Origin of the sequence: Pseudomonas sp. lyk4-R2A-8 (assembly GCF_030209095.1) — a bacterium.
In the GTDB taxonomy this organism is placed as follows: Bacteria; Pseudomonadota; Gammaproteobacteria; order Pseudomonadales; family Pseudomonadaceae; genus Aquipseudomonas; species Aquipseudomonas quebecensis.
This window is the reverse complement of the sequence record NZ_JARVSS010000004.1, coordinates 64,302-77,435: the sequence shown is the minus strand read 5'-3', so window position 1 is coordinate 77,435 and position 13,134 is coordinate 64,302. Positions and strand designations below refer to the sequence as shown.

At 60.9% G+C, this 13,134-nt stretch carries 14 protein-coding genes; 10 read left to right on the top strand and 4 right to left on the bottom strand.

The genetic code is table 11. The features are described from left to right. Positions 1–25: 25 nt before the first annotated feature. Positions 26–832 (bottom strand): hypothetical protein, encoded by an 807-nt coding sequence (locus QRN10_RS04720; RefSeq protein WP_181075701.1) that lies wholly within the window; start codon positions 830–832, stop codon positions 26–28. A gap of 99 nt (positions 833–931) precedes the next feature. After that, complete coding sequence (locus QRN10_RS04715; RefSeq protein WP_266246254.1) at positions 932–1,894, bottom strand: alpha/beta hydrolase; 963 nt, start codon at positions 1,892–1,894, stop codon at positions 932–934. 142 nt (positions 1,895–2,036) lie between these two features. Between QRN10_RS04715 and aroC the strand changes: the two genes are divergently transcribed. The 4 genes from aroC (at position 2,037) to QRN10_RS04695 (ending at position 5,281) form a co-directional block, all read left to right on the top strand. Next, positions 2,037–3,128 carry a chorismate synthase gene (gene aroC, locus QRN10_RS04710; protein WP_181075697.1) on the top strand — a complete coding sequence of 364 codons (1,092 nt, stop codon included), beginning with the start codon at positions 2,037–2,039 and terminating at the stop codon, positions 3,126–3,128. A gap of 4 nt (positions 3,129–3,132) precedes the next feature. Further along, entirely contained in the window at positions 3,133–4,299 is a 1,167-nt protein-coding gene (locus QRN10_RS04705) for an MFS transporter (RefSeq protein WP_266247489.1), read from the top strand. Beyond that, positions 4,296–4,802: an acireductone dioxygenase gene (locus tag QRN10_RS04700; protein ID WP_285427931.1), complete on the top strand. Its 507-nt coding sequence runs from the start codon at positions 4,296–4,298 to the stop codon at positions 4,800–4,802. Before QRN10_RS04705 ends, QRN10_RS04700 begins: the two co-directional genes overlap by 4 nt. 209 nt (positions 4,803–5,011) lie before the next feature. Further along, positions 5,012–5,281, top strand: a complete 270-nt coding sequence (locus QRN10_RS04695; RefSeq protein WP_181075693.1) for a response regulator transcription factor — start codon at positions 5,012–5,014, stop codon at positions 5,279–5,281. Between the two features lie 60 nt (positions 5,282–5,341). Here the strand turns inward: QRN10_RS04695 and QRN10_RS04690 are convergent, their stop codons facing one another. Beyond that, positions 5,342–5,620, bottom strand: coding sequence for a DUF3509 domain-containing protein (locus QRN10_RS04690; RefSeq protein ID WP_003172952.1), 279 nt, complete (start codon positions 5,618–5,620; stop codon positions 5,342–5,344). Positions 5,621–6,014: 394 nt separating this feature from the next. Between QRN10_RS04690 and QRN10_RS04685 the strand changes: the two genes are divergently transcribed. The 5 genes from QRN10_RS04685 to QRN10_RS04665 all read left to right on the top strand — a co-directional run bounded on the left by QRN10_RS04685 (position 6,015) and on the right by QRN10_RS04665 (position 11,668). Then, a complete protein-coding gene (locus QRN10_RS04685) occupies positions 6,015–7,838 on the top strand; it encodes a long-chain-acyl-CoA synthetase (protein ID WP_285427930.1) in 1,824 nt (607 codons plus the stop codon). A gap of 107 nt (positions 7,839–7,945) precedes the next feature. Next, positions 7,946–8,458, top strand: a complete 513-nt coding sequence (locus QRN10_RS04680; protein WP_181075689.1) for an ankyrin repeat domain-containing protein — start codon at positions 7,946–7,948, stop codon at positions 8,456–8,458. A 41-nt stretch (positions 8,459–8,499) separates the two neighbouring features. Further along, positions 8,500–9,030, top strand: coding sequence for a hypothetical protein (locus QRN10_RS04675; RefSeq protein WP_266246243.1), 531 nt, complete (start codon positions 8,500–8,502; stop codon positions 9,028–9,030). Positions 9,031–9,097: 67 nt separating this feature from the next. Beyond that, positions 9,098–9,289, top strand: coding sequence for a PLDc N-terminal domain-containing protein (locus QRN10_RS04670; protein ID WP_003172956.1), 192 nt, complete (start codon positions 9,098–9,100; stop codon positions 9,287–9,289). Between the two features lie 291 nt (positions 9,290–9,580). Further along, positions 9,581–11,668 (top strand): LTA synthase family protein, encoded by a 2,088-nt coding sequence (locus QRN10_RS04665; RefSeq protein ID WP_253508680.1) that lies wholly within the window; start codon positions 9,581–9,583, stop codon positions 11,666–11,668. Between the two features lie 55 nt (positions 11,669–11,723). Here the strand turns inward: QRN10_RS04665 and QRN10_RS04660 are convergent, their stop codons facing one another. Continuing rightward, positions 11,724–11,876 (bottom strand): DUF3309 family protein, encoded by a 153-nt coding sequence (locus tag QRN10_RS04660; protein ID WP_003192767.1) that lies wholly within the window; start codon positions 11,874–11,876, stop codon positions 11,724–11,726. A gap of 330 nt (positions 11,877–12,206) precedes the next feature. Here QRN10_RS04660 and QRN10_RS04655 point away from each other — a divergent pair, with 330 nt between their 5' ends. Beyond that, positions 12,207–13,022 (top strand): SDR family oxidoreductase, encoded by an 816-nt coding sequence (locus QRN10_RS04655; protein ID WP_181075684.1) that lies wholly within the window; start codon positions 12,207–12,209, stop codon positions 13,020–13,022. The last annotated feature ends 112 nt before the right edge of the window (positions 13,023–13,134 follow it).

Genomic DNA, 13,134 nt, shown 5'->3' with positions numbered 1-13,134 from the left:
CCCACATGGATCGCCTTTCAAACGGCTACCGGTGCGTGGCAATCCAGATCAACAACCCCGCTTGAAACACCGTAAACGCCACCAGGCAGGTGATGGTAAAGCGCAAGCCGCTGTCTTCGCGTTTGAACTTGGTGACCTTTTCTTCTTCCTTGCGCAGCTTCACTTCCTGTTCCAGCAGGTTCTGCTCCGCCTGTTGCAGCATCTGCGCGGCTTCAAGGATTTCCACGAACTGCACCTTCTCGGTGTTCCAGCTGTCCAGCACGGCGCTGACCTTGCCGGGTTGCACATTGCCTTTGAGGTGCTGCACGTCGGCGTAGGCCACGTCGAAGCCCTGGACGCGCAAGAAGTGATCGCGGCGCAGGCGTGTGGATTCGTTGAGGGCGTCCTTGTTGGCCAGGTCGACGCCGTCGACGCGGTAATGGCCCCCGTGCTTTTTCGCCCACGCCGCAGCCTGGGCCACCAGGAATCGACCGATGCCACGGTTGGGCGGTTCGATTTCCAGGCTGTTGCCGGGGCCGAAATGCACGCGATGTGTATCGTGGTCCACCCACACATCCAGATGGTTCTGCTCACGGCGTACGCGCTGGCCGGGCAGTTGGATAACCATGCGCAGCAAACTGCGGTGCTTGTCGTTGCGCTCGGCATAGCCGAACTGCACGAACCGCAGCGGCCGTGCACCGGTGGCGCGGTCGGTGGCCAGGGGCGCCAGGCGCAGCATCTTGAAATGTTCGGCTTGAACATCCGCCCACGGCAAAGGCGCCGCGTCAGCAACCTCGGGTGGCGCGGCCGAGGCGTCGGCGGTCGGTTCGGGTAGTACTTCAGTGGTTGTCATGCGGTGCGATCCTGTCCAGGCCCAGCGAGCCGACAGTCTTTTTACTGTCGACCCTGGGCTTATCGGCCGGATTTGCCAGGACTGGAGGTAATTTGTCGCTTATCGGGTTTGAAGTCCGTCGATAAAGCGCACTATGCGGTTGCCCAGCTCTGCGGCAAGCGGCAGTTGCGGGTCGTTGTAGGATGCCAGCTGCTGTTTCACCTCCTTGGGCACGATGCGCATCACATGATTCATGCCGTCGATCACCACCAATTGCGCGTCAGGTTTGGCCTGCTTGAGTTGCTGTGCGTCGCTCACGCCCACCTGGATGTCGTGGGTGCCCTGGATAATCAGTGCCGGCATGCTCAGCTTGGCGAACGCGGCCGACGGGTCGGCGCGGAACAGGCTGATCAGATACGGCTGCACGCTCGGTCGGAAAATACCTTCCAGCGGAGCAGGGACATCGGCGTCCACCTGGCCGGCCTTGAGGTGGTCGAGGATCTCATTGCTGCGCAGCAGCAGCGCAGGGGGCAGGTGATCGGCCAGTTGCTGGCGGATCACCTGGTCGACCGGGCGCGCACTGCCCGATAAGGAAATCACGCCAGCCGGTTGCAGCTGCGGCGCCGCGAGCGCCGCCACCAGTGCGCCCTCGCTGTGACCCAGCACGATCACCGGGCCCATGCGCTTGTCGGCCTTGAGCAGCTTGCCCCAGGCTACAGCGTCGGCGACATAGGCATCCAGAGTCAGGTTGCGTTCGTCCGGGGTGGCGGCCAGGCTGGCGGCCACGCCGCGCTTGTCGTAGCGCACGCTGGCAATGTTGTGCCGGGCCAGCACCCAGGCCAGGCGCTTGAGGCTGTCGTTGCGTGCGCCGTCGGCGCTGTTGCCGTTGCGATCGGTAGGCCCGGAACCGGCAATGATCAACACCACCGGCACCGGGCGGTCCGACTGCGGCAGCAGCAGCGAGCCGAACAACTCGCCATTGCCCGTATCGAGGCTGATAGGCCGTTGCAGTACAACGGGGGAGGCGGCGTGAGCCAGGGTGGTCAAGAGGGTGAGGGTGAACAGCAAAACTCGCAGCATCATCGCGCCATCATCAGGGAGGTGCCGGTTGGACCCATGCCGACCGGTAAGGTTTCGAGGATGAACTAGTCGGTGGGCCCGCGTATACTGGCGCGCTTGGTTATCACCCCTGAGTGATTACAACTGATTTCACGGAGCGCCCTGCATGTCCGGCAATACCTTCGGCAAGCTGTTCACTGTCACCACCGCGGGCGAAAGCCATGGCCCGGCGTTGGTCGCCATTGTCGACGGCTGCCCGCCCGGCCTTGAGTTGAGCCTGGACGACCTGCAGCGTGACCTCGACCGCCGCAAGCCCGGCACCAGCCGCCACACCACCCAGCGCCAGGAACCCGATGAAGTCGAGATCCTCTCCGGCGTGTTCGAAGGCCGTACCACCGGCTGCGCCATCGGCCTGCTGATTCGCAATACCGATCAGAAGTCCAAGGACTATTCGGCGATCAAGGACCTGTTCCGCCCGGCCCACGCCGACTACACCTACCACCACAAATACGGTGAGCGCGACTACCGTGGCGGCGGCCGCAGTTCGGCGCGGGAAACCGCCATGCGCGTGGCCGCCGGGGCTATTGCCAAGAAATACCTGGCAACCCAGGGCATCCTGATCCGTGGCTACATGAGCCAGCTTGGCCCGATTGAAATCCCGTTCAAGACCTGGGACAGCGTGCAAGACAACGCGTTTTTCTGCCCCGACCCGGACAAGGTGCCGGAGCTGGAGGCCTACATGGACCAGCTGCGCCGTGACCAGGATTCGGTCGGCGCCAAGATCACCGTGGTCGCCGAAGGCGTCAAGCCGGGCCTCGGCGAGCCGATTTTCGACCGTCTCGACGCCGAACTGGCCCACGCGCTGATGAGCATCAACGCGGTCAAGGGCGTGGAGATCGGCGCCGGTTTCGCCTGTGTCGCCCAGCGCGGCACCGAGCATCGCGATGAGCTGACGCCGCAAGGTTTCCTCAGCAACAACGCGGGCGGCATCCTCGGTGGTATTTCTTCCGGCCAGCCCATCGTCGCGCACCTGGCACTCAAGGCCACGTCGAGCATCACCACCCCGGGCCGCTCGATCGACGTGCACGGCAACCCGGTGGACGTGATCACCAAGGGCCGTCACGATCCCTGCGTCGGCATCCGCGCCACGCCGATCGCCGAAGCAATGATGGCCATCGTGCTGATGGACCACCTGCTGCGCAATCGCGGGCAAAACGCCGATGTGCGTGTGAGTACACCGGTGCTGGGCCAGCTGTGACGGGCTGGTTGTGACAGCCCTTCCGTATTGGCGCCTCTCCAGTTTCTATCTGTTCTACTTCGCCCTGCTGGGGGCGACGGCACCGTTCCTGGCGCTGTACTTCGATCACCTGGGGTTCTCCAGCGCGCGTATCGGCGAGCTGGTGGCCATCCCCATGCTGATGCGCTGCGTGGCCCCAAACCTGTGGGGCTGGCTGGGTGACTACACCGGTCGTCGCCTGGCCATCGTGCGGTTTGGCGCGGTGTGTACGTTGCTGAGTTTTTCGCTGATTTTCGTCAGCCACAGCTACGCCTGGCTGGCGCTGGTGATGGCGCTGCATGCGTTCTTCTGGCACGCGGTGTTGCCGCAGTTTGAAGTCATCACCCTGGCTCACCTGCAAACACAGACTTCACGCTACAGCCAGATCCGCCTGTGGGGCTCCATCGGTTTTATCCTCACCGTGGTCATCATGGGCCGCCTGTTCGATTGGCTGAGCCTGGACATTTACCCGGTGGTGGTCGTGGTGATCATGGCCGGGATTATCGGCGCCAGCCTGTGGGTGCCGAATGCGCAACCGGCCAGCCACGGCAATCGCCTGGCCGGGGATGGTTTCCTCAAGCAACTGCGCAGCCCCGGCGTGCTGGCGTTTTACCTGTGCGTGGCGCTGATGCAGATGAGCCACGGCCCGTATTACACATTTCTGACCTTGCACCTCGAGCACCTGGGCTACAGCCGTGGGGTGATCGGGTTGCTATGGGCGCTGGGGGTGGTGGCCGAAGTGCTGATGTTCCTCGGCATGAGCCGTATCCTCACGCGTTTTTCGCTGCGCCGGGTGCTGCTGGCCAGCTTTGTGCTGGCGGCGCTGCGCTGGTTACTGTTGGGCAGCTTTGCCGAATTCTTCTGGGTGTTGCTGCTGGCGCAGGTGATGCACGCCGCGACCTTCGGCAGTTTCCATGCCGCCGCGATTGCCTTCGTGCAGCGCAGCTTCGGCGCCAGACAACAGGGCCAGGGCCAGGCGCTGTACGCTGCGTTGTCCGGCACCGGCGGTGCCTTGGGCGCGCTGTATGCCGGTTACAGCTGGAACCTGTTGGGCCCGACCTTCACCTTTAGTCTTGCCAGCGTCGCCGCCCTGGCCGCGGCCGTTATCATCGGCTTTCGATTGCACGAGCAGAACCAAGGAACCCCTCAATGAGCTATGTCGCCGTCTACCACGTCGCTGCACCGGATACGCCGAACAAGGTCCTGACCCATGTCGAAGATATCGCCAGCACCCTGGCCGAGCACGGTGTACGGTTCGAGCGCTGGCAACCCGGCCCGATCGAGAAGGGCGCCAGCGACGCCGTGATGATCGAGGCCTATCGCGCACCGATCAATGACCTGGGCTACAGCAACGTCGAGGTACTCAACATCACACACCCTTTCCCGGCACGCGCCGAACAGCGTTGCCGAGACACCCACGGTTATTTTTTCATCGCCGGCCAAGGACTCTTCGGCCTGCACATGGGCAAGGACGTCTACATCGTGCGCTGCGAGAAAAACGATCTACTGATCGTGCCGGCCGACACAGCGCACTGGCTGGACTTCGGTGAGCATCCCCATGCCGTGGCGCTGCGCATGTTCAACAGCGCCGAGGATTGCGTGCCGGTATTGACCGCAGACGCCATCGCCGGCTGTTTTCCCGGTTTGGACGATTAGGCCCTTGCGTCAGAATCTTCAACCCCGAAACGTTGTAAGTTTGTGTGGGAAGTAGCTGAGTCAGTTGTAGGGCGCTGCTGTTTATCCTGAGCCCTGCCCATGGGCGCTCCTGGTTGTGTAACTCTTCTGCGGCCTCAGTGTTTGTATCGCCTGTCAATAGGAGGAATCCGAAGGGTGATAAGGCATTAGCCAATAAAAGGAGAGAACCGATGAATCGCCCAGAGGAGCCGTTTGAAGCGTCGTATTCCGTGCCTAATGCTGTCAGAAGGCGCCTTAACCTGTCCGGCAAACCGCTGACCTGTTCAGAGTTGGAGATCTTGCGATGGGCCTCGGAAGGCAAGACTGTCTGGGAAATCAGCCAGATTCGCGCCACGTCCGAGGCCACAGTGAAATTTCACCTGCGCAATATCTACGGCAAATTGCAGGTCAACAACCGTGTGCAAGCGATGAACGAAGCCGCCCGCCGGGGCCTATGTTGAACCCACAAAAAAGGGCCGCGACGCTCAACGGCGTCGCGGCCCTTTTTTTGCGCTGCTGACTTACGCGGAATGGTAAGTCGGCAGGGCGAAGCGATTCTGGCTTTGCAGCATGGAAATCTGCGGCAGCTCGCTGGCTTGCTCGGCCAGGTCACGGCGGATCGCGCTGATCACCCAGGTCAGTTGGTCGGCGGTGTGCAACTGCTGGTAAGAGATCGAACGCTTGACCTGCTTGCCTTCACTGTTGCGCAGGGTCAACAGGATGCCGCCGTCCGGACGAGGCTGAGTGGTGACGTCGTAGTTGGAGAATACCGAAGCGAATTTATCTTGGATCAGGCTCATGTTTATCAGCTCCATTGGCTCAAGTGGGCAAGCATGGAGTGATAGGTGCAGCGATTGTGCCAGCTAGCAGAAATTAAAAAACTCTTTATAAATCATTGGCTTGCAAAAAATCAGAATTTTCGATTTCGTGCAATTTGCATGAATGGCCATCATGCATCCTGCATTTTGCGTTACTCGATGCGGTGCAATCGGCATCTGGTTATGTTTAAAGACTGCGCAGGCGCCGCTAAATTCCCTTTTGCCGAGCACGCCTGTCGGGATACAAAACTTTTCAAATCCCGCGTGTACAGCTGAAGAGGGGCTCACGTATTTTCCCGCTAGGTATCTGGCAGCGTCCTACGGTGAAGCTGCTGCCTGTGCATCATTCGAAGAATAAGAAAAAGGACGTTCCACCATGAACCCTCCGCACGGCGACATGATCACCTGGGGCAAGATGCTGCGTAAGGTGCCCGCCATTGTCCGCGCGCTGCCGCGCGTGGTGCGCGGTCTGCGCGCGGCGAATGTCACCGACCCCGGCCAACCGTGCGGGCTGGGTTGGCACTTCGAGCAAGCCACCTTGCGCAACCCGCACGGCCACGCGGTGCTGTATGGCGACCGCGTGCTCAGTTACGCCGACGTCAATCGGCAGGCCAACCGTATCGCCCATTACCTGCAGGCCCAAGGCGTGGGCAAGGGGGACGTCGTTGCGCTGTTTATTGAAAACCGCCCCGAGTTGCTGCTGTGTGTGCTGGCGGTAGCCAAGCTGGGTGGCGTCTGCGCGATGGTCAATACCGCGCAAACCCAGGCAACGTTGGTGCACAGCCTCAACCTGGTCAGCCCGGTGGCGATTGTGGTCGGCGGGGAATTGATGGGGGCCTATGACGCTGTGCGCGATCAGGTATCGATCCAGGCCGCGCGCACCTGGTTCATTCCTGACCAGCCCGCACCAGAGCCCGAGGGCTATATCGAACTGATCGCGGCCAGTGCCGACTGCCCGGAGGGCAACCCGGCCAGCACTGCCCAGGTGTTCTTCAACGACCCCTGTTTCTATATCTATACCTCCGGCACCACTGGCCTGCCCAAGGCCGGCATCATGAAACACGGGCGCTGGACCAGGACCGCCGTGAGTTTCGGCCGTATCGCCCTGGACATGGGCCCCGATGACGTCCTCTATTGCACCTTGCCGCTGTACCACGCCACCGGCCTGTGTGTGTGCTGGGGCTCGGCGATTGTCGGCGCGTCGGGGTTCGCTATCCGCCGCAAGTTCAGCGCCAGCCAGTTCTGGGACGATGTGCGCACGTTCAACGCGACCACCCTGGGCTATGTGGGGGAGTTGTGCCGTTACCTGCTCGACCAGCCGCCGAGCGAAAGCGATCGAGCCCACCGTGTCACCAAAATGGTCGGCAATGGCCTGCGCCCCGGTGTATGGGCCCAGTTCAAGGCGCGATACGGCGTGGCGCATGTCTGCGAGTTATACGCTGCCAGTGACGGCAATATCGGTTTTACCAACGTGCTGAATTTCGACAACACCATCGGCTTTTGCCTGCAGCATTGGGCACTGGTGGACTACGCCCATGACAGCGGCGAACCCATTCGTGGCGGCGATGGTTTCATGCGCAAGGTGCAGACGGGCGGGCAGGGGCTGTTGCTGGCCAGGATCGATGACAAGTCGCCCTTCGACGGTTACACCGACCCGGAAAAGAATCTCAGGGTCATCCTCACCGACGTCTTCGAACCGGGTGATCGCTACTTCAATACCGGCGATCTGTTGCGCAGCATCGGGTTCGGCCATGCGCAGTTCGTCGATCGCCTGGGGGACACTTATCGTTGGAAGGGTGAAAACGTCTCCACCACCGAGGTCGAGAATGTGCTGCTGCAGCATCCGCAGATCGCCGAAGTGGTGGCCTATGGCGTTGAAATCAACAACACCAACGGGCGCGCCGGCATGGTCGCGATCACCCCAAGCGAGTCCCTGGCCGCACTGGACATGCGTGAACTGCTGCAATTTGCCCACAGTCAGTTGCCCCCCTACGCAGTGCCGCTATTCCTGCGGATCAAGGTGCAGATGGAAACCACCGGCACCTTCAAGTACCAGAAAGTACGGCTTAAGGAAGAAGCCTTTGACCCGGCCAGGGCGGGCAACGACCCGGTGTATGCCTGGCTGCCGGGGTCGCAGGGGTACGTACCGGTCACCGGTGAGTTACTGGCGCAAATCCAGGGCGGCCATTTTCGCTATTGATTGTGGCTATGGGGGCTTTTGACAAAAAAGCCATGACAGTGGGGAACTCCGTCGCGACACTGGGCGCCCTATGAGTACTTGAATTCGCACCCGCTAAGGAGCCCCGCATGTCCACCCCTCGACAAATGACCGAAGACGAAGCCGCCGAATTTGCCGAACAGGTCTTCGATGTGGCCCGCAAAGGCGACGCCGCCATGCTCGCCGCGCTGCTGGCCAAGGGTTTGCCGGCCAACTTGCGCAACCACAATGGCGACACCTTGCTGATGCTCGCCGCGTACCACGGCCATGCCGAAGCGGTCAAAGTATTGCTGGAATTCAAGGCCAACCCGCTGATCGCCAACGACAAGAATCAATTACCGATCGCCGGCGCGGCGTTCAAAGGCAATCTGCCCGTGGTCAAGGCCCTGATCGAAGGCGGTACACCGGTGGAGGCCGCATCTTCGGACGGTCGCACCGCGTTGATGATGGCGGCGATGTTCAATCGCGTTGAAATGCTCGACTACCTGCTCGCCCAGGGCGCCAACCCCAACGCCACCGACGCCCAGGGCGCTACGGCGCTGGCGGCGGCGCAAACCATGGGTGCGATGGATACGGCGGCGCGCTTGCAGAATCTGGTGTAGGCTTTGCGCCCTCGAAAATCACACCGCTGCAGGAATGCCCCATGAAAACCGCCCTCGTCGAACTTATCAGTCACATCAGCGCCGGCGTCATGGGCGAGGATGAGGTGGCGCGCATCGCCGAGGAAGCAGCCCAGGCCTACGCCGATCCGGCAGCGTTTCTGGCGGCCAACCCGGATATCAACTACGACGACACCTTCCCGATTCCGCTGGGAGAGTGGGTCGTAGTCGGCAGCCTGCCCGACACGGTGTTGTTCCAGGCCGACACTTATGGCGACCTGTTTGCCCAGATCGTCGCTTCGTTCGGCCCCGGCGTGGCGTTCAACCTCAAGCCCAAGCAACTGGCCAAGACCGAGGCGCTGACCGCGCTCAATCGTATCCAGGTGCAAATGAGCGCCTTGAGCCGGGAAGACGGCGGTTATGTGCTGGTGAACTTCAGCCAGTTGCTGGACGACGACATCCAGGTGGTGCTGGTCCACGGCAATGCCTTGCCGCGCGTGCTGGCGTTGTGCGCCGAGATCGGGATCAAGGCCGAGCCGTCCCTGGAAGCCCTGAAAATCGCCGTACATGTCTGAAATAAAACGGAACCCTGGCAGGGGCTGACTATCCTACAAGGGCATGCCCTCACTTAGGAGCGACACCATGGGTTCCACTTTCAACGGCCTGATCGGCCTGATCATCCTCGCGCTGGATATCTGGGCGATTATCAACGTCTTCAAAAGTGGCGCCAGCACTGGGGCCAAGGTGTTGTGGATCCTGCTGATCCTGCTGCTGCCGGTGCTGGGCCTGATCATCTGGGCGATCGCCGGGCCGCGCGGTAACGTGCGGATCTGACAGCTCGCTCAGCGGCACGGTAAGCGTGGGAGGGGGCCTGCTCCCTCCCAGCCTGGTTTCAGCGCATTGCACAGATTTGTGTGTCCAAATATTCGCTGCACAAAATTTTCACATCCCATTCAAGACAATCCCCCGGCTCCATTTCCCGGCCAAGGCCCCTGCCTCAGGCGCTTTTAAAGGCGGCGCAGCGGTGCTCGTTCAGTAATTAATAGCCTTGATGGCATTGATCGGGCACCATTCGCGCCACTGCAATACTTCGTCACTTCAACTTCCAATGGGTCCTGAAACGACATGGCAAACCCGGACGCCCTGAGCCAGCAGCGAGCCTCGACTCGCCTGCTGCAACCGACCGTCAAATCCCATCTGGCCTACACGCTGCTGTGCGCACTGATCATGATGGTGATGTTCTCCCTGCTGCGCCTGGCGCTGCTGGTGTACAACCGCGAGATGATCCTCGACACGCCGGCCTCGACGTTCCTCGAAGCGTTCGGCAACGGCCTGCGCCTGGACCTGCGCCTGGTGGTGTACCTGAGCATCCCGCTGTTGCTGGCACTGTTCAGCGTGCGCGCGATGGCTGCGCGGGGGTTCTTCCGTTTCTGGTTGACCGTCGCGTCCAGCATTGCCCTGTTCCTGGGCCTGATGGAAATGGACTTCTATCGCGAGTTCCACCAGCGTCTCAACGGCCTGGTGTTCCAGTATGTGAAAGAAGACCCCAAAACCGTGATGAGCATGCTCTGGTACGGTTTCCCGGTGGTGCGTTACCTGCTGGCGTGGGCCGTGGGTACATTGATCCTGAGCATGGCATTCAAAGGCGCCGACCGCGCCACGCGCCCGCGCGGCCCGTTCAGCGGCGGCAGCATCGGTACGCGCCAGGTAGCGCCGTGGTATTCGCGCATCGCCGTATTTGTGGTGTGCCTGCTGGTGGCCGTGGTCGCCGCCCGTGGCACCCTGCGCCAGGGCCCGCCGCTGCGCTGGGGCGACGTGTACACCACCGAGTCCAACTTCGCCAACCAGTTGGGCCTCAACGGCACACTGTCACTGATTGCAGCGGCCAAGGCGCGCTTCTCCGAGGACCGCTCCAACATCTGGAAAGCCACGTTGGAACAGCCGCTGGCGACCCAGACCGTGCGCGACATGCTGGTACTGCCGGCGGAAAAACTGGTAGACACCGACACTGCCGCCGTACGCCGTGACTACCTGCCGCCGGCCGAGAAGACCCTGCCGATCAAAAACGTTGTCGTGATCCTGATGGAAAGCTTCGCCGGCCACTCGGTGGGTGCGCTGGGCCGCCCGGGCAACATCACGCCATACTTCGACAAATTGTCCAAGGAAGGCCTGCTGTTCGACCGCTTTTTCTCCAACGGTACCCATACCCACCAGGGTATGTTCGCCACCATGGCCTGCTTCCCGAACCTGCCGGGCTTCGAATACCTGATGCAGACCCCCGAAGGCAGCCACAAACTGTCGGGCCTGCCGCAGCTGCTCAGCGCGCGCAAGTTCGACGACGTGTATGTCTACAACGGCGACTTCGCCTGGGACAACCAGTCGGGTTTCTTCAGCAACCAGGGCATGACCAACTTCATCGGCCGTAACGACTTCGTCGACCCGGTGTTCTCCGATCCGACCTGGGGCGTGTCCGACCAGGACATGTTCAACCGTGGCCTGCAAGAGCTGAAGGCCCGTGAAGGCGGCAAGCCGTTCTACGCGCTGCTGCAAACCCTGTCCAACCACACGCCGTACGCGTTGCCCACGCCATTGCCGGTAGAGAAAGTCACCGACCGTGGCAGTCTCAACGAACACTTGACCGCCATGCGTTACTCCGACTGGGCCCTGGGCCAGTTCTTTGAAAAGGCGCGTAAAGAGCCGTACTTCAAGGAAACCCTGTTCGTGATCGTCGGCGACCACGGCTTCGGCAACGAACAACAGATCACCGAGATGGACCTGGGCCGATTCAACGTGCCGATGCTGATGATCGCGCCGGGCATGCAGGAAAAGTTCGGCGAGCGCGATCACACGGTGGGTACGCAGATCGACATCGTGCCGACCATCATGGGACGCCTCGGTGGCGAAACCCTGCATCAGTGCTGGGGGCGCGACCTGCTGAACCTGCCGGAAGGCGACAAGGGCTTCGGCGTGATCAAGCCTTCGGGCAGCGATCAGACCGTGGCGTTGGTGACGGCGGACCGCATCCTGGTACTGCCCAAGGAAATGCCACCAAAGTTGTGGCAGTACGAATTGGGCGCCAACCCGACCGGTAAATTAATTCCCGAGTCCTCGGACGAGGCGGCGCTCAAGCAGAAACTTGAGTCGTTCCTGCAAACGGCCACCAAGAGCCTGCTGGACAATACCGCGGGCGTGGTAGACGGCAAGCCGGACTGATTGACCGGCAATAAAAAAGAGGCCTTCTTGAAGGCCTCTTTTTTTGACTGCGCTTTTATATCTTGCCGAGCAACAACAGCACCAGCAGCACGACCAGTACCACGCCCAGAATACCCGACGGGCCATAGCCCCAGTTGCGCGAGTGCGGGAACACCGGCAGACCGCCGACCAGCAGCAGGATTAGAATGATGATTAAAATGAGGCTCATGGTTTTATTTCCTTATAGGCCTTATGCAAGGACAGGTTATTTAACGGTAGGACCGTAATGTTAATTACCGGCGCCTTAACAACTCCGACTGTAGTGCCGTACAGAAAATTCCCTGTTTTTTTAATCCATTTCGATAACTAGCTTATTTCCTTTAAATACTGCGTCGGACTAAGCCTTAGTTAAAAAAAGATTGAACTTAGGCCGAGCGCAGGCATCCGACCTGGCCGCCGGTTTGCCCGGGGCATTCATCACTCTGATGGTGAGTGGGCCGCCCAACAACCTTCGCTACACTGCCGATCACTTCTTCTGTGAACCACAAGGCTACTTCTTATGCAAAATCGCATGATGATCACTGGTGCCGGCTCCGGCCTGGGTCGCGAAATCGCGCTGCGCTGGGCGCGCGAGGGCTGGCAGTTGGCCTTGTCGGATGTGAGTGAGCCCGGCCTGCAGGAAACCCTCAAACAGGTACGCGAAGTCGGCGGCGAAGGCTTCGTACAGCGCTGCGATGTCCGCGACTACAGCCAGCTCACCGCGTTTGCCCAGGCCTGCGAGGTCAAGTTGGGGGGGATCGATGTGATCGTCAACAACGCCGGGGTGGCTTCCGGCGGGTTCTTTGCGGAGCTGTCGCTGGAAGACTGGGACTGGCAGATCGCAATTAACCTGATGGGCGTGGTCAAGGGCTGCAAAGCGTTCCTGCCGCTGCTGGAAAAGAGCAAGGGTCGCATCATCAACATCGCGTCCATGGCGGCGCTGATGCAGGGCCCGGCCATGAGCAACTACAACGTTGCCAAGGCCGGCGTGGTGGCGCTGTCGGAGAGCCTGCTGGTGGAGCTCAGGCAACAGGAAGTCGGGGTACACGTGGTCTGCCCATCGTTTTTCCAGACCAACCTGTTGGACTCGTTCCGAGGCCCCACGCCGGCCATGAAAGCGCAGGTAGGCAAGTTGCTCGAGAGTTCGCCGATCTCGGCGGCGGATATCGCCGATTACATCTACCAGCGTGTCGCCGAGGGCGAGTTCATGATTCTGCCCCATGAACAGGGGCGGATGGCCTGGGCATTGAAGCAAAAGAACCCGCAACTGCTTTATGACGAAATGGCCAGCATGGCCGACAAAATGCGCGCCAAGGCGCAGGCGACCAAAGGCTGAAACATCACAAGAACCTCAATTTCTCAGGCTTGCCCCCGAGGGTGATGAATTTATGTAGAAAACCATAGGTGAGAGAGTGGAAAACCCCTTCGCATCTTTCACCCAGTCTGTC